We start from the raw sequence: 15,910 nt of genomic DNA, 5'->3' as shown, positions 1-15,910 counted from the left end.
CGGGGCGCCGGACCCCGGCCGTCGCGCTCAGCCCTTGCCGGCCCCTTCGGGCCGCTTCTTCTCGGCCTTGAGCGCGGCGGCCATTTCCGTGAGCCGCTCGTACGAGGCGGTACCGGTGACCACCGTCGTCACCCCGCGCTCCTCGCGCACCAGGGCGTTGTACTTCTCGCCCTCGTAGCGCCGCCAGGTGCCCTCGCCGACCTGCTGGGTCCTGCCGGTCTTCGCCGCACCCCGGCTCACGCCGTCGATGAACTCGGCCGCCGGGCCGTCGCTCTGCTCGACCGCGACGTACTCCTTGCCCGGGTCGAGGAACCCCAGATGCCAGGCCGATCCCTCCTTGCCGCCCGCCCGGTACGAGACCGAGGTCGCGCGCCAGCCCTCGGCCAGCCCCTCGGGGGCCGCGACGGCGTACGGCGCGGCCCGCCGGGCCGTGTCGAGCTCCACGCGGTAGCCGACCGTCTTCACGGGGTCATTGCCTTCGTCATGCGGAATGAACACATAGCTCACCAGCGCGATGGGGACCACCACCGCCAGCGAGAGGATCATGTTCCGTACGGTCTGCGCCTTGCCGTTCCTACCTGCCACCCCACCATCGTCCCCCATGCCCGCGCCGATCTTGACGCCGGTCGGGCCGGGCGGGGCCGCGCGCCTCCCCGGGACCTTGACGCTGCTCATGCGTGGGGCGCCCTGCTCACTCTCGCAGTAAACCGATAAAGTCATCACACCCTCACTTCCTTGCCCCCTACGGGGGACGAGGAGCCCTACGGCCGTCGCCGTACAGAAAGGTGCGCTCCGATGACCGATCATCACCTGCCGTCCCAGCTGGAAGTCAGCCCCGAGGCCCCCGACCGCAACCTCGCCCTGGAGCTCGTCCGGGTCACCGAGGCCGGTGCGATGGCGTCGGGCCGCTGGGTCGGGCGCGGCGACAAGAACGGCGCGGACGGCGCCGCGGTCAAGGCCATGCGCGCCCTCATCGGCACCGTCTCCATGAACGGCGTCGTCGTCATCGGCGAGGGCGAGAAGGACAACGCGCCCATGCTCTACAACGGCGAGCGCGTGGGCGACGGGACCGGCCCCGAGTGCGACGTCGCCGTGGACCCGGTGGACGGCACGACCCTGACGGCCAAGGGCATGGCCAACGCGGTCTCCGTCATGGCCGTCGCCGACCGCGGCTCCATGTTCGACCCGTCCGCCGTCTTCTACATGGACAAGCTGGTCACCGGCCCCGAGGCCGCCGACTACGTCGACATCAACGCCCCCGTCGGCGTGAACATCCGCCGGGTCGCCAAGGCCAAGCACTCCTCGCCCGAGGACGTCACGGTCGTCGTCCTGGACCGCCCCCGCCACGACGGCATCGTCCGGGAGATCCGCGAGGCCGGCGCCCGCATCAAGTTCATCTCCGACGGCGACGTGGCCGGCGCGATCATGGCCGTCCGCGAGGGCACGGGCATCGACCTGCTGCTCGGCATCGGCGGCACGCCCGAGGGCATCATCGCGGCCTGTGCGATCAAGTGCCTCGGCGGCACGATCCAGACCAAGCTGTGGCCCAAGGACGACGAGGAGCGGGAGCGCGCCCTCGCCGCGGGCCACGACCTCGACAAGGTCCTGCACACCGACGACCTCGTCAGCGGTGACAACGTCTTCTTCGTCGCCACCGGCATCACCGACGGCGAGCTGCTGCGCGGTGTGCGCTACCGCGCGGAGACCGCGACCACGCAGTCCCTCGTCATGCGGTCCAAGTCGGGCACGATCCGGCAGATCGACTCCACGCACCGGCTGTCCAAGCTGCGCGCGTACAGCACGGTCGACTTCGAGCGCCCCAGCTGACGAGTCGCCGGCCCACCGGCCGGCGCGCTCACCACGGGCCGGGCCCCGCCGCATCTTCCGGCGGGGCCCGGCCCGTGGTGCGTACGCCCGGTCAGCCCGCGGCGGCGACGCGCGTGGCGCGCTGGAGCTCGGCCTCGCGCCGCCGGCGCCGGGCCAGCACCACGCGGCGCTCGGCCGCGGTCAGCCCGCCCCACACTCCGTACGGCTCGGGCTGGAGCAGGGCGTGCTCCCGGCACTCGACCATCACCGGGCAACGGGCGCACACCCGCTTCGCGGCCTCCTCGCGGGAAAGCCGGGCGGCGGTGGGTTCCTTGGATGGTGCGAAGAAGAGCCCGGCTTCATCCCGGCGGCACACCGCCTCCGAATGCCAGGGGCCGGCCTGATCCCGAGCGGAGATCCGCTGGGACGGTACGGCGGCTTCCTGCAGGGGCTGATGCGGTAGCAGCACGGTCTACTCCTGACGACGGCTTTGCTGGGCCGATTGAGTCACCTTTGCCCGTCTCCACTGCGCACGGCCATTCGCACCGGCAGCCGTACGAGAGACGATGCACCAAGCTTTACCCGCTGTGCGCGTGCTTATTCACACCGTTGCCATGAGCGGAACGCGGAAAGCCGCCGTCAGCCGCCCGCCCGCAGGTTCTTGAGCCGCTTTCCCCGCACGGGTTTGGCCTCCACCCCGCCGAAAAGGGCGAAGCCGGTGACGGACACGACCGGGGCGTCGGGGTCGGGCGCCTCGTACGTCCTGACGTCGAAACCGCCGAAGATCCCGCCGCCGGTGGAGCGCAGGGAGACGTTCTCCGGGACCTTGAGGTCGATGCCACCGAAGATCGCGACGGCGTTGACGACGATCTCCCGCCGTTCGAAGACCGCCTCCGTGAGATCGATCTCGACCCCGCCGAACAGCGCGAACGCGTTCGTCCGCCACGGCACCCGCCAGCGGCCCTTGCGCGTGGCGCCGCCGAAGACCGCGACCAGGTTCTCCTCGGCGGGGCTCGTGCCCTCGGGGCGCGTCGAGGCGTCGTACGGGCGCGCGGGCGCGGCCGTCGCGTGCCGGGGCGCGGCCGGAAGGTCGCGGACCAGGGGCTCCAGTTCCCCCATGGTGCGCGCCGTGTACGCCGCGCCGATCCGCTCGGAGTGCTCCTCCGGGGTCAGCCGGCCCTCGCCCAGGGCGTCGCGGAGGATGTCCGCGATCCGGTCGCGGTCGGCGTCGGAGGCGCGCAGCGCGGGTTCGGTGGCGGGGCCCGGCGGGGTCGGGGGCTCCGGCCGCTGGGGCCGTTTCTCGAACGATGGCTGTTCCACGTCAGCAGCGTAGCGAAACGCGATAGATCGCGACTAGAGGGAAGTCGAGATGTACTGAGCCTTACCTCACAGGATCGGGCGCGCCGGGGCGCCCTACGCTGGTACAGCGCTGCCGCAGATGTCAGCCGAAGCCACTGTCGAGTGAGGAATCGCCGCAATGTCTGCCCCGTCTGAGTTCGCCTATACCGACCTCCTGCCCCTGGGCGAGGACCACACTCCGTACCGCCTGGTCACCTCCGAGGGCGTGTCCACCTTCGAGGCCGACGGCCGTACGTTCCTCAAGGTGGAGCCAGAGGCGCTGCGGAAGCTGGCCGCCGAGGCGATGCACGACATCTCGCACTACCTGCGCCCGGCGCACCTGGCGCAGCTGCGCCGGATCCTCGACGACCCCGAGGCGTCCCCGAACGACCGCTTCGTCGCGCTCGACCTGCTCAAGAACGCCAACATCGCCGCGGCCGGCGTGCTGCCGATGTGCCAGGACACCGGCACCGCGATCGTCATGGGCAAGCGCGGCCAGAACGTCCTCACCGAGGGCGGCGACGAGCAGGCCCTCTCGCACGGCATCTTCGACGCGTACACCAAGCTCAACCTGCGCTACTCGCAGATGGCCCCGCTGAACATGTGGGAGGAGAAGAACACCGGCTCGAACCTGCCCGCGCAGATCGAGCTGTACGCGACCGACGGCGGCGCGTACAAGTTCCTCTTCATGGCCAAGGGCGGCGGCTCGGCCAACAAGTCCTTCCTCTACCAGGAGACGAAGGCGGTCCTCAACGAGGGCTCCATGATGAAGTTCCTGGAGGAGAAGATCCGCTCCCTGGGCACCGCCGCGTGCCCGCCGTACCACCTGGCGATCGTCGTCGGCGGTACGAGCGCGGAGTACGCCCTGAAGACCGCCAAGTACGCCTCCGCGCACTACCTCGACGAGCTGCCGGAGACCGGCTCCCCGTCGGGCCACGGCTTCCGGGACAAGGAGCTGGAGGAGAAGGTCTTCGAGCTCACGCAGAAGATCGGCATCGGCGCCCAGTTCGGCGGCAAGTACTTCTGCCACGACGTGCGCGTGGTCCGCCTGCCGCGCCACGGCGCCTCGCTGCCTGTCGCCATCGCCGTGTCCTGCTCCGCGGACCGCCAGGCGGTCGCGAAGATCACCGCCGAGGGTGTCTTCCTGGAGCAGCTGGAGACCGACCCGGCGCGCTTCCTGCCGGAGACCACCGACGAGCACCTGTCCGACGAGGGCGTGGTGCGGATCGACCTCAACCGGCCGATGGACGACATCCTCGCCGAGCTGACCAAGTACCCCGTCAAGACCCGGCTGTCGCTGACCGGACCGCTCGTCGTCGCCCGCGACATCGCACATGCGAAGATCAAGGAGCGGCTGGACGCGGGCGAGGAGATGCCTCACTACCTCCAGGACCACCCGGTCTACTACGCGGGCCCGGCGAAGACCCCCGAGGGTTACGCGTCCGGTTCCTTCGGCCCGACGACCGCGGGCCGCATGGACTCCTACGTCGAGCAGTTCCAGGCCGCGGGCGGCTCCAAGGTGATGCTCGCCAAGGGCAACCGGAGCAAGCAGGTCACCGACGCGTGCGGCGCGCACGGCGGCTTCTACCTCGGCTCGATCGGCGGGCCGGCGGCCCGTCTGGCGCAGGACTGCATCAAGAAGGTCGAGGTCCTGGAGTACGAGGAGCTCGGCATGGAGGCGGTCTGGAAGATCGAGGTCGAGGACTTCCCGGCGTTCATCGTCGTCGACGACAAGGGCAACGACTTCTTCGTCGACCCGACGCCGGCTCCGACGTTCACGTCCATTCCGGTCCGCTCCGGGCAGTAACCCCCTTTGAACGCCGAACGCCGGACGGGCTGGATTTCCAGCCCGCCCGGCGTTTTTCGAGGACCGGTGCTACGCGAAGCGCTGCGCCGCCGACCCGTCACACTTCTGCAGACGCAGCGGGTCCTTCGCCGACGCGAGCGTCAGACACCATTCCGAGGCCGCCGCGGGCCGCAGCGTGCCGCCGCTGCGGATGAACTGCTGGTTCCCGCCGCCATGGCAGTTCCACAGCACCACAGCCGTACCCGCCGCGTACTTCCCGCCCGGCACATCCACACACCGGTCGTGGGAGAGCGCCGTGCGCAGCACCTTGGCGCCCGTGTCGTACCCCCACTGCTGGTTCCGGCTCCCGGAACAGTCCCAGCCGCCCACCTGGGTGCCGTTCCGGCTGGCGGCCCCGTAGGCGTCAACGCACGTACCCGTTGCCTCACTCCTCAGTGGACGGAACGCGTCGTCCCAGGCCCCCTTCGTCAGCACGGGCGTCCCCGTGCTCGCCGGGTCCGCGCACCCCGCCTCGCCGTAGCCCGAGGCGTAGAGCTGGCTGAGGCAGGACGCGAAGGCGCCGTGGCCGCGGACGTTCGGGTGGAAGGACTGGCGGACGGAGTTCTCGTCGGGCAGGCCCGGTTTGGAGAGGTCGACGTACAGGCCGCGCGCCCAGGCGTCGTCCATGCAGACCTCGTGGCCGTGGAAGAGGCGGGAGTTGTCGAGGAAGAGCGCGCCCGCGTTCCGGGCGGCCTTGCGCATCCCGCGTTCGAAGGCGGGGACGGCCGTGTCGCGCCCCCAGGCGGAGTCGGAGGTGTGGCCGACGCAGCCGCCGGGGATCTTGCCGGGGAAGTTCGGGTTGTCCTCGAAGTCGGGGCCGATGGGGCTGGGGTAACCCATGACGACGAGCTTGTAGTCGCCGTCGGCGTAACCCGCGCCCGTCATCACGGTGCGCAGGTCCCGTACGGTCTGCTCGACCTTGGGTACGAGGCCGTCGACGCGGGCCTGCCAGCCGGGGGCGTACTTGGGCTCGCAGGGGCCCTGGAGCGTCAGGTAGCGGACGACGCAGTCGGTCATCACGGGACCGAACTGGAGGTCGTCGTTGGCACCGGCGACGAGCAGCACCATCTTGATCCGGGTGTTGCGGGCCTTGACGGCGAGGTTGTCGCTCTGGACCAGCTCGTCCGCGTACTGCTTGCCGCCGCCGATGCGGATGTTGGCGGTGGACGCGCCGGAGCAGGAGACGTTGTAGGTGACGTCGGCGGGAATCGAGGTGCGGTGGATGGCGGCGTCGGGCGAGCGGTGGCACCAGTTGGAGGGGCCGTTGGTGCCGGGCTCGTAGGTGCCGACGCCCTCGCCGGAGATCTCGCTGTCGCCGAGTGAGATCAGAGAGGACTTGCGCCGGTCGAGGGGGCGCTCGGCGGCGTCGCCGTAGAGCTTGACGGCCTCGGCCGCGCGGATCTTCTCCAGTTCGGGTGACAGGGGGGTCGAGGCGGCCTTGCGGGCCTGGGCCGCGGCGGTGGGGCCGGTCGCGGCCATGCCGCCGAAGGCCGCGGCGAGCGCGGCGACGGCGGCGAGAGTACAGCGCAGGGTGGGTCTGCGTGTCATGGAGCCTCCCCGATTTCAGTTGTTACTCGCGGTATTTACTAGTCGGTAGTGCCTTTTGGGAACACGGTGAACAAGACAAACGCTTTGTTTGTCAGGAGGTAAGTGACAATGACCGACAGCGAGCAGTACCGGATCGAGCACGATTCCATGGGAGAGGTGCGCGTCCCCGCCCACGCCAAGTGGCGCGCCCAGACGCAGCGGGCGGTGGAGAACTTCCCCGTCAGCGGGCAGCGTCTGGAGCGGGCGCACATCGAGGCCCTGGCCCGGATCAAGGGCGCCGCCGCGAAGGTCAACGCCGAGCTGGGCGTGGTCGACAAGGAGGTCGCGGAGGCCATCGCCTCGGCGGCCGGTGAGGTCGCCGAGGGCCGCTGGGACGAGCACTTCCCCGTCGACGTCTTCCAGACCGGCTCCGGTACGTCCTCCAACATGAACACCAACGAGGTCATCGCCACCCTGGCCACCGAGCGCCTCGGCCGTGACGTGCACCCCAATGACCACGTCAACGCCTCGCAGAGCTCCAATGACGTGTTCCCCTCCAGCATCCACATCGCCGCCACGGCCGCCGTCACCGGCGATCTGATCCCGGCGCTCGACCACCTCGCCGAGTCGCTGGAGCGCAAGGCGGCGGAGTTCGCGGAGGTCGTCAAGTCCGGTCGTACGCACCTGATGGACGCCACGCCCGTGACGCTCGGTCAGGAATTCGGCGGTTACGCGGCACAGGTGCGCTACGGCGTCGAGCGGCTGCGCGCCTCCCTGCCGCGACTGGCCGAACTCCCCCTGGGCGGCACGGCCGTGGGCACCGGCATCAACACCCCGCCCGGCTTCTCGGGGGCTGTCATCGCCGAGGTCGCCCGCGCGACCGGGCTGCCGCTGACCGAGGCCCGCGACCACTTCGAGGCACAGGGCGCGCGCGACGGGCTGGTGGAGACCAGCGGCCAGCTGCGCACCGTCGCCGTGGGCCTGACCAAGATCGCCAATGATCTGCGCTGGATGTCCTCCGGCCCGCGCACCGGCCTGGCCGAGATCAACCTCCCCGACCTCCAGCCGGGCTCCTCGATCATGCCGGGCAAGGTCAACCCCGTCATCCCCGAGGCCGTCCTGATGGTCGCCGCCCAGGTCACGGGCAATGACACGACCGTGGCCACGGCGGGCGCCGCCGGCAACTTCGAGCTCAATGTGATGCTCCCGGTGATGGCGAAGAACCTGCTGGAATCCGTGCGGCTGCTCGCCAACGCCTCCCGGCTCCTCGCCGACCGCACGATCGACGGCATCACCGCCAACGTCGAACGGGCCCGTGAGTACGCGGAGTCCTCGCCGTCCGTCGTCACCCCGCTCAACCGCTACATCGGCTACGAAGAGGCCGCCAAGGTGGCCAAGAAGTCCCTTGCGGAGCGCAAGACGATCCGCGAGGTCGTCCTGGAGGCGGGGTACGTCGACCGTGGGCTGCTGACGCGGGAGCAGCTCGACGAGGCGCTCGACGTGCTGCGGATGACCCGCCCGTAACGCTCCGGCGTGCGCCGCGCCGCACCCGGGCCCGCACCTTGGCCCGGACCTTTGCGGCGCACGTCACGGCGCATCCATGGCCCGGGCACCTAGGATCTGCGCATGACAGCGGACACGGTGGACACCACGGACACGGCCGGCACCGCCCCCTGGGCGCCGGGGGACCATATTCTCTGGCGTTACCGGGGCAACGCCAGCGATCAGGTCCACATCTGCCGTCCCGTCACCGTCGTCCAGGACACCGACGAGCTCCTCGCCGTCTGGATGGCCCCCGGCACCGACTGCGTCAAGCCGCTGCTCGCCGATGGCACTCCCATCCATCAGGAGCCGCTGGCCACCCGTTACACCAAGCCCCGCACGACCACCGTCGACCGCTGGCACGGCTCCGGCGTGCTCAAGCTCGCCCGGCCCGGCGAACCGTGGTCGGTGTGGCTGTTCTGGGACGCGCGCTGGAACTTCAAGAACTGGTACGTCAACCTCGAGGAGCCCCTGGCGCGCTGGGCGGGCGGGGTCGACTCCGAGGACCACTACCTCGACATCGCCGTCTACCCCGACCGCAGTTGGGAGTGGAAGGACGAGGACGAGTTCGCCCAGGCGCAGCGCGCCGGGCTGATGACCCCCGAGCAGGCGCGCCGGGTACGGGCCGCCGGCCACGCGGCGGTCGAGCGCATCGAGTCCTGGGCCGCGCCGTTCGCCGCGGGCTGGGAGGACTGGCGCCCGGACCCCGCCTGGACCGTGCCGCCGCTGCCGGACGACTGGGACCGCGCCCCGGCCCGTATCCGGTCGCAGGGCTCCTTCCCGCGGTAGGCCGCGGAAGAGATCCTCCAGAACCGCTTGGCGCGCCCCCGAGGGGCAACCGTAGGATCGGCCTCCGCGATACTGCACAGCAGCACGGCACGAACAGAGCACGGCATGTGACGCCTGATCACAGCCGACGGTCACAGAAAGGGCGGAGCCGTGAGCGGTGACGACCAGCGGGGATACGACGGCTACGCCCGCTTAGGGCTGGACCGCAGCGGACAGGCCGAGGCGTTCGACGCGATCGGCGACCGCTACGACGACGCGTTCCCGCACAAGGACGGCCAGCTCGAAGCCGGTGCCTGGCTGGCGGGGGCGCTGCCGCCCGGCTCCCGGATCCTCGACGTCGGCTGCGGTACGGGCCTGCCGACGGCCCGGCAGCTCACCGACGCCGGCCATCAGGTCGTCGGCGTCGACCTCTCCCCCGGCATGCTCGACCTGGCCCGGGTCAATGTGCCCGGGGCCGAGTTCCACCTGGCGGACCTGGCCGGTCTGCGCGACGGGCGCCTGGGCGCCTTCGACGGCGTCGCCGCCTTCTTCGCCCTGCTGATGCTGCCGCGCGCGGAGATCCCCCACGCACTGCGGATGCTGCACGGACTCCTGAGACCCGGGGGGCTGCTGGCGCTCTCGATGGTCGAGGCCGACGTGGACGACTTCGCGATTCCGTTCCTGGGCAACACGATCCGGGTATCCGGATATCTGCGGGAGGAACTGCGCCAGGTCGTGTGCGAAGCGGGTTTCGACATCGCCGGGGAGAACTCGCTGGCGTACGCCCCGGCGAGTACGGACGTACCACCCGAGATCCAGCTCTTCCTCAATCTGCGACGCGCCTGACCCACGGTGCGCCCTCTGCGACCGGGCGTACGGCCCCGACGGATGGAACCCCACGCGTGACGGAGCAGCCCAACTCCCACGGAAGTCAGCGCACCGCCGCGGTGCGGCGGTCCGCCGCGCCCGCGCTCGGCCCCGACGCCGCCACCGCCCGCCTGCCGCGGCAGCCGGACGGCTCCGGACCGCCGGGCGGCGAGGCCGCGCGCGAGCGGTGCCGCGCCGAGGCGCACCCCGACCCGGAGCCCGCGCCCGCGCGGCCCGCCGACGGCCCCCACGCCCCGGCCGGGGGCGAGAGGGGCCGCACCGGCGGGGCCGAGCCCCGCGCCTCGCGGCGCGTCCCCTCGCCCGGGGCCGGTTCGCCGGCCCCGGGCGAGGGGTCCGGCGGCCCGGGGCCCTCCGGGCCGGCCCCCGGTGCTTCCGGCACCACCGGCGGTGAGCGGCTGCGGTTCGTGGGCGCCGCCACGCGGCGCATCGCCCGCGGCATCGACCTGGACGAGATCGTTCTGGGCCTGTGCCGGGCCACCGTGCCCACGTTCGCCGACGCGATCCTGGTCTATCTGCGCGACCCGCTGCCGGTCGGCGACGAGCGCCCGGTGGGCCCGGTGGTGCTGCGGCTGCGCCGTACGGACCAGCTGCCCGAGCACGTACGAGGCCCGGTCGACGCGGAGGGCCAGGAGGTGCCGGCCGTCCGCCCGGACCCGGCCACCGATCTGGCGGGCGCCGCGGCCGAGCGCTGCGAGGTGCGCATAGGAGGGCCCCTCGCGGAGGTGCTGCGAGGGGTCAGACCCGTCTTCGGCGACTCCTCCGCCGCGCGGGCGGCGCTGCCGGAACTGCTGGGCGAGGGCCGGTGCGTACCGGACCGGCAGCGCACGATCCTCGCGCCGCTCCGGGGGCGGCGGCGGGTGATCGGCGCGGCGGTCTTCATACGGCGCGCGGACCGGCCCGCCTTCGAGGGCGACGACCTGCTGGTCGCGGCCCAGCTCGCGACGCACACCGCGCTGGGCGTCGACAAGGCGGTGCTCTACGGCCGCGAGGTCTACATCGCCGACGAGCTGCAGCGCACGATGCTCCCCGACTCCCTGCCCCAGCCCACCGGCGTACGGCTCGCCAGCCGCTATCTCCCGGCCGCGGAGACCGCCCGGGTGGGCGGCGACTGGTACGACGCGATCCCGCTGCCGGGCAACCGCGTGGCGCTGGTCGTCGGCGACGTCATGGGCCACTCCATGACGTCCGCCGCGATCATGGGCCAGCTGCGCACCACGGCACAGACCCTGGCGGGCCTGGACCTGCCGCCGGCCGAGGTGCTGCACCACCTGGACGAGCAGGCGCAGCGGCTGGGCTCGGACCGCATGGCCACCTGCCTGTACGCGGTGTACGACCCGGTCGCGCACCGCATCGTGATCGCCAACGCCGGGCACCCGCCGCCGATACTGCTGCACCGCGGCGGCCGGGCCGAGGTGCTCCGGGTGCCGCCGGGCGCGCCGATCGGGGTCGGCGGGGTGGACTTCGAGGCGGTGGAGCTGGACGCGCCGGCCGGGGCGACGCTGCTGCTGTACACCGACGGCCTGGTCGAGTCCCGGATACGCGACGTGTGGACCGGCATAGAGCAGCTGCGCGAGCGGCTGATCGAGACGGCCCGGCTGACCGGCCCGAACCCGCCGCCGCTGGAGCCGCTGTGCGACGAGGTGCTGGGCATGCTCGGCCCCGGCGACCGGGACGACGACATCGCCCTGCTCGCGGCCCGCTTCGAGGGGATCGCGCCCAGCGACGTGGCGTACTGGTTCCTCGACCCGCGCCCCCAGACGGCCCGCCAGGCGCGCCGGCTGGCCCGGCGGGCGCTGACCCGCTGGGGCCTGGAGGAGCTGTCCGACAGTGTGGAGCTGCTGGTCAGCGAGGTGATCACCAATGCGGTGCGGTACGCCGAACGGCCGATCACGCTGCGACTGCTGCGGACGGACGTCCTGCGCTGCGAGGTCGGCGACGATGTGCCGCAGCTGCCGCGGCTGCGGCAGGCCCGGCCCTCGGACGAGGGCGGCCGGGGGCTGTATCTGGTGAACAGACTGGCCAGACGGTGGGGCGCCACCCGGCTGTCGACGGGAAAGGTGGTCTGGTTCGAGCTGGCGCTGCCCCCGCACGCCCGGTGAGGAGCGCCCGGAACCTTTCCCTCCGGCGGGCCTTCCCCGTACGAGGTGAAATTCTGGACAGTGTCCAGGCTCCTGTTGCCGACGCGCTGTCGGCGGAGTTCACTGGCTCGGGTGGAGGGCGGTACGGACGCGCCCTCACCCATCCCCCGTTCCGGGAGGCGTCCCATGACCGACTCGGCGCAGCAGGCCCCTTACACCACGAACAATGCCGGGATTCCCGTGGAGAGCGATGAGCACTCGCTCACCATCGGTGACACCGGCCCCATCCTTCTCCAGGATCACTACCTGATCGAGAAGATGGCCCAGTTCAACCGCGAACGGGTCCCCGAGCGGGTGGTGCACGCCAAAGGTGGCGGCGCCTATGGCTTTTTCGAAGTGACCAATGACGTCAGCCAGTTCACCAAGGCGGATCTCTTCCAGCCGGGCAGGCGCTGCGAGATGCTGGCCCGCTTCTCGACGGTCGCGGGCGAGCAGGGCAGCCCCGACACCTGGCGCGACCCGCGCGGCTTCGCCCTGAAGTTCTACACCGATCACGGCAACTACGACCTGGTCGGCAACAACACCCCGGTCTTCTTCGTCCGCGACCCGCAGAAGTTCCAGGACTTCATCCGCAGCCAGAAGCGCCACCCGCGGACCGGCCTGCGCAACAACGACATGCAGTGGGACTTCTGGACGCTGTCGCCGGAGTCCGCGCACATGGTCACCTGGCTGATGGGCGACCGCGGCATCCCGAAGACCTGGCGCCATATGAACGGCTACAGCTCGCACACCTATATGTGGGTGAACGCGGGCGGCGAGCGGTTCTGGGTGAAGTACCACATCAAGACCGACCAGGGCATCGACTTCCTCACCCAGGCGGAGGCGGACGAGCTGGCGGGGTCGGACGCCGACAAGCACCGCCGCGACCTGTTCGAGTCCATCGAGAGCGGCAACGCCCCCTCGTGGACGATGAAGGTCCAGGTCATGCCGTTCGAGGACGCGGCGGACTACCGCTTCAACCCCTTCGACCTCACCAAGGTCTGGCCGCACGGCGACTACCCGCTGATCGACGTCGGCCGGATGACGCTGAACAAGAACCCCGAGGATTTCTTCGTCCACATCGAGCAGGCCGCGTTCGAGCCGTCCAACCTGGTGCCGGGCATCGGGCCGTCCCCGGACAAGATGCTGCTCGGCCGGCTCTTCTCGTACCCCGACACCCACCGCTACCGCATCGGCCCGAACTACGCGCAGCTGCCGCCCAACCGGCCGCACTCCCCGGTCAACTCCTACGCCAAGGACGGCCCGATGCGCTACGAGCCGTCCCGTACGGCCGCGGTGTACGCCCCGAACTCCTACGGCGGGCCGGCCGCCGACACCGCCCGCTTCGGCGACCCGGCGGGCTGGGCCGCGGCGGGCGAGATGGTGCGCGAGGCGTACAAGCTCCACCGCGAGGACGACGACTGGGGCCAGCCCGGGACGATGGTCCGCCAGGTCCTCGACGACGCCGCGCGCGACCGGCTGGTCTCCAACGTCGCCGGCCATCTGAGCAAGGGCGTGACCCCGCCCGTGCTCGACCGCGCTCTCGCGTACTGGCGCAACATCGACAAGGAGACCGGCGACCGCATCGCCACCCGGGTCAACGGCGGCTGACCAAGCGCGACGGCCGCCGATCGCGCGGGAAGCGCGGTCGGCGGCCGTGGTGCGAGCCGGTACGGGAGGGGTCAGTCGCGGGCGGCGTTGAAGTCGGGGCCGCCCGTGTCCCCGCCCGGGATCGCGCTCCTCGAGGGCGAGGGGTTCGGCGGCTTCGGCGGCTTCGGCTTCTGCGACTGGGACGTGGAGGACGAGGGCTCACGCGAGGGCGTCGCCCGCGACTGGCTCGCCGACGGCGACGGCGACTGCGGGGAGCGCGACGGCGACGGGCTCTGCGAGGCCGGCGCGGACGGCTTGACGGAGGTGGTCGGCGCCGGCGGCGGGGGGACCACGGCCAGCTCGTCCGTGTCCAGGTCGAACTCGGTGTCGCCGTAGGCGATCTTGCCCGTGTAGTCGGCCCAGATCTGCGCCGGGTAGCCACCACCGTTGACGCGGCCGCCCTCGACACCACCGGTGCCGGTCAGCGGCACCTGGGCGCCGCCGGGGCCCTCACCGAACATGCCGACCGAGGTGATCAGGTCGGGGGTGTAGCCGGAGAACCACGCCGACTTGTTGTCGTCGGACGTACCGGTCTTGCCCGCCACCGCGTAGTCGCCCAGCTGCACGGCCGTGGCCGTACCGTCGTTGACCACGCCCTTGAGGACCTGGGTGACGTTGTCGGCATTGGTGGCGGAGAGGACCTGCGAGCCGATCGGGTCGGGCATCTCGACCTTCTGGCCGTTGCGGGTCACCGACGCGACGATGGACGGGGTGACCTGCTTGCCGTGGTTGGCGAGCGTGGCGTAGGCGCCGGCCATGTGCAGCGGGCTCGCCGCCATGGAGCCCAGCGACATGGCGGGAACCTCTTCGAAGTTGCCCGCGCTGCCGTTCATGCCCATCTCGACCGCGGTCTTCTTGACCTTGTCGAGGCCGACGTCGACGGCCATCTGCGCGAAGACCGAGTTGATCGACTTGTTCATCGACTCCTGCACGGTCACCGGACCGTAGCTGGTGTGGTCCTCGTTCTCCGGGGCGAAGGCGACCTCGCTGTTACGGATGGGCCGCTTGTTGTCGCCGTTGTAGATCGTGCCGGCGGTGATCCGCTGGCCGTCCTCGTTCTTGGACTTGTTCTGCAGCGCCGAGGCGAAGATGAGCGGCTTGAAGGTGGAGGCCGGCTGGTAGTCCTCGCGGGTGGCGTTGCTCTTGAAGTGCTTGAGGTAGTCCTGGCCGCCGTACAGGGCCATGATCTTGCCGGTCTTGCGGTCCACCGACACGGCGCCGACCTGGGCGTACCCGTCGACCTTGCGGGTCTCGGGGTCGAGCCGGGAGGTCACCTGCTTGTGGACGGCCTGCTCCAGCGCCTTCTGCTTCTTGGGGTCGACGCTGAGCGTGATGGTCCAGCCGCCGGCCGCGAGGGCGCTCTCACCGCGTCCGTCCTTGCGGAAGGCGCGCTCGACCTCCTGCTTCGCCGCCTCGACGAGGTAGCCGTTCTGACCGCTCATGCCCTTCGGGGGCTTGGGGTCCTTCGGCACCTCGAACTTCATGGCCTTGCGCTTGTCCGCGTCGAGCCACTTCTTCTCGACCATCTTGTCGAGGACGTAGTTCCAGCGCGCCTGGGCGTTGCGCTTGCCCGCGTCGGTGGCCACCGTCCAGTCGTACTGGCTCGGCGCCTGGAGCAGCGCCGCGAGGTAGGCGCCCTCTTCGAGGTTGAGCTTGTCGACGTCCTTGTCGAAGTACGCGCGCGACGCGGCCTGGATGCCGTAGGCGTTGCGGCCGTAGTAACTGGTGTTCAGATACCCGGCGAGGATGTCCTTCTTGTCGAACTTCTGCTGCACCTTGAGGGAGATGATCAGCTCGTTCACCTTGCGGGAAACGGTCTGCTCCTGGCTCAGGTAGTAGTTCTTGACGTACTGCTGGGTGATGGTGGAGCCACCCTGCTTGCCCCGGCCCAGCACGGTGTTGAAGATGCCTCGGGCGGTGCCCTTGATGTCGACACCGGGGTCGGTCCAGAAGTCCTTGTTCTCGGCGGCGACCACCGCGTCCTGGACCGGCTTGGGGATCTTCTCCAGCGGCACTTCCTCACGGTTGACCGTGCCCGTGCGGGCCACCACCGTGCCGTTGCTGAGCTTGTAGACGTTGCTCTGCAGCTTGGCCTGCGAGTTGCCGCTGGGCACGTCGACGTAGAAGTAGAGCGCCACGAAGGCGCCCATGCCGAGGGCGATCACGGCCAGGAAGTAGGCGAGCAGCTTCTTCCAGGTGAAGAAGCGGCGTATGCCGGTCTTCTTGGGCTTCTTGCCCTTTGCAGTGCGCGGGCTCTTCTCCGCCCGTCGTGCTTCCGCTCGGCCCATCTCTCCCGTGGCTCCAGTCTGTCCGCCCCCAACCCAGCTCACGAAGCTAACACCGCAACTGTCACCAAACGCCCATCGATCAAGGCTTTGGGGCACGTGACATACAGCACCCCGGATGGCGGGAACCGGGCGCGGCGCAG

General features: G+C 70.8%; 12 protein-coding genes. 7 read left to right on the top strand and 5 right to left on the bottom strand.

Annotated features, from left to right (window positions below):
- Positions 1 to 27: 27 nt before the first annotated feature.
- On the bottom strand, positions 28 to 603 hold the full coding sequence (locus ACZ303_RS19145; RefSeq protein WP_467340790.1) for a DUF4245 domain-containing protein: 576 nt from the start codon (positions 601 to 603) through the stop codon (positions 28 to 30).
- A gap of 192 nt (positions 604 to 795) precedes the next feature.
- Between ACZ303_RS19145 and glpX the strand changes: the two genes are divergently transcribed.
- Complete coding sequence (gene glpX / locus ACZ303_RS19140; protein ID WP_467340379.1) at positions 796 to 1,827, top strand: class II fructose-bisphosphatase; 1,032 nt, start codon at positions 796 to 798, stop codon at positions 1,825 to 1,827.
- Positions 1,828 to 1,918: 91 nt separating this feature from the next.
- On the opposite strand, the gene ACZ303_RS19135 is transcribed toward glpX, so the two are convergent.
- Both ACZ303_RS19135 and ACZ303_RS19130 read right to left on the bottom strand, forming a co-directional pair.
- Positions 1,919 to 2,275, bottom strand: a complete 357-nt coding sequence (locus tag ACZ303_RS19135) for a WhiB family transcriptional regulator (RefSeq protein WP_467340376.1) — start codon at positions 2,273 to 2,275, stop codon at positions 1,919 to 1,921.
- A gap of 170 nt (positions 2,276 to 2,445) precedes the next feature.
- The gene (locus ACZ303_RS19130) at positions 2,446 to 3,126 is read right to left on the bottom strand and encodes a DUF1707 SHOCT-like domain-containing protein (protein ID WP_467340375.1); all 681 of its coding nucleotides are present in this window, start codon (positions 3,124 to 3,126) and stop codon (positions 2,446 to 2,448) included.
- A gap of 157 nt (positions 3,127 to 3,283) precedes the next feature.
- On the opposite strand from ACZ303_RS19130, the gene ACZ303_RS19125 reads away from it, so the two are divergent.
- A complete protein-coding gene (locus ACZ303_RS19125; protein ID WP_467340373.1) occupies positions 3,284 to 4,951 on the top strand; it encodes a fumarate hydratase in 1,668 nt (555 codons plus the stop codon).
- A gap of 69 nt (positions 4,952 to 5,020) precedes the next feature.
- Here the strand turns inward: ACZ303_RS19125 and ACZ303_RS19120 are convergent, their stop codons facing one another.
- Positions 5,021 to 6,538, bottom strand: coding sequence for a ricin-type beta-trefoil lectin domain protein (locus ACZ303_RS19120; protein WP_467340371.1), 1,518 nt, complete (start codon positions 6,536 to 6,538; stop codon positions 5,021 to 5,023).
- A gap of 108 nt (positions 6,539 to 6,646) precedes the next feature.
- Between ACZ303_RS19120 and ACZ303_RS19115 the strand changes: the two genes are divergently transcribed.
- The 5 genes from ACZ303_RS19115 (at position 6,647) to ACZ303_RS19095 (ending at position 13,443) form a co-directional block, all read left to right on the top strand.
- The gene (locus tag ACZ303_RS19115; protein WP_467340369.1) at positions 6,647 to 8,041 is read left to right on the top strand and encodes a class II fumarate hydratase; all 1,395 of its coding nucleotides are present in this window, start codon (positions 6,647 to 6,649) and stop codon (positions 8,039 to 8,041) included.
- 102 nt (positions 8,042 to 8,143) lie between these two features.
- A complete protein-coding gene (gene fomD, locus ACZ303_RS19110; protein ID WP_467340367.1) occupies positions 8,144 to 8,848 on the top strand; it encodes a cytidylyl-2-hydroxypropylphosphonate hydrolase in 705 nt (234 codons plus the stop codon).
- 150 nt (positions 8,849 to 8,998) lie between these two features.
- Entirely contained in the window at positions 8,999 to 9,673 is a 675-nt protein-coding gene (locus ACZ303_RS19105; RefSeq protein WP_467340365.1) for a class I SAM-dependent DNA methyltransferase, read from the top strand.
- 56 nt (positions 9,674 to 9,729) lie between these two features.
- Positions 9,730 to 11,814, top strand: a complete 2,085-nt coding sequence (locus tag ACZ303_RS19100; protein WP_467340363.1) for a SpoIIE family protein phosphatase — start codon at positions 9,730 to 9,732, stop codon at positions 11,812 to 11,814.
- A 165-nt stretch (positions 11,815 to 11,979) separates the two neighbouring features.
- Entirely contained in the window at positions 11,980 to 13,443 is a 1,464-nt protein-coding gene (locus ACZ303_RS19095) for a catalase (protein WP_467340361.1), read from the top strand.
- Positions 13,444 to 13,514: 71 nt separating this feature from the next.
- Here the strand turns inward: ACZ303_RS19095 and ACZ303_RS19090 are convergent, their stop codons facing one another.
- The gene (locus ACZ303_RS19090) at positions 13,515 to 15,770 is read right to left on the bottom strand and encodes a transglycosylase domain-containing protein (RefSeq protein WP_467340359.1); all 2,256 of its coding nucleotides are present in this window, start codon (positions 15,768 to 15,770) and stop codon (positions 13,515 to 13,517) included.
- Positions 15,771 to 15,910: the final 140 nt, after the last annotated feature.

Source organism: Streptomyces sp. NPDC023527, assembly GCF_055560115.1.
Note: the sequence above shows the minus strand (reverse complement) of the source record. Positions and strands in the feature narration are given on the sequence as shown.

Excerpts from the sequence above, each read along its gene's own strand:
- ACZ303_RS19145 (WP_467340790.1), bottom strand. The coding sequence starts at position 603 with ATGGGGGACGATGGTGGGGTGGCAGGTAGGAACGGCAAGGCGCAGACC.
- glpX (WP_467340379.1), top strand. The coding sequence starts at position 796 with ATGACCGATCATCACCTGCCGTCCCAGCTGGAAGTCAGCCCCGAGGCC.
- ACZ303_RS19125 (WP_467340373.1), top strand. The coding sequence starts at position 3,284 with ATGTCTGCCCCGTCTGAGTTCGCCTATACCGACCTCCTGCCCCTGGGC.
- ACZ303_RS19120 (WP_467340371.1), bottom strand. The coding sequence starts at position 6,538 with ATGACACGCAGACCCACCCTGCGCTGTACTCTCGCCGCCGTCGCCGCG.
- ACZ303_RS19115 (WP_467340369.1), top strand. The coding sequence starts at position 6,647 with ATGACCGACAGCGAGCAGTACCGGATCGAGCACGATTCCATGGGAGAG.
- fomD (WP_467340367.1), top strand. The coding sequence starts at position 8,144 with ATGACAGCGGACACGGTGGACACCACGGACACGGCCGGCACCGCCCCC.
- ACZ303_RS19095 (WP_467340361.1), top strand. The coding sequence starts at position 11,980 with ATGACCGACTCGGCGCAGCAGGCCCCTTACACCACGAACAATGCCGGG.
- ACZ303_RS19090 (WP_467340359.1), bottom strand. The coding sequence starts at position 15,770 with ATGGGCCGAGCGGAAGCACGACGGGCGGAGAAGAGCCCGCGCACTGCA.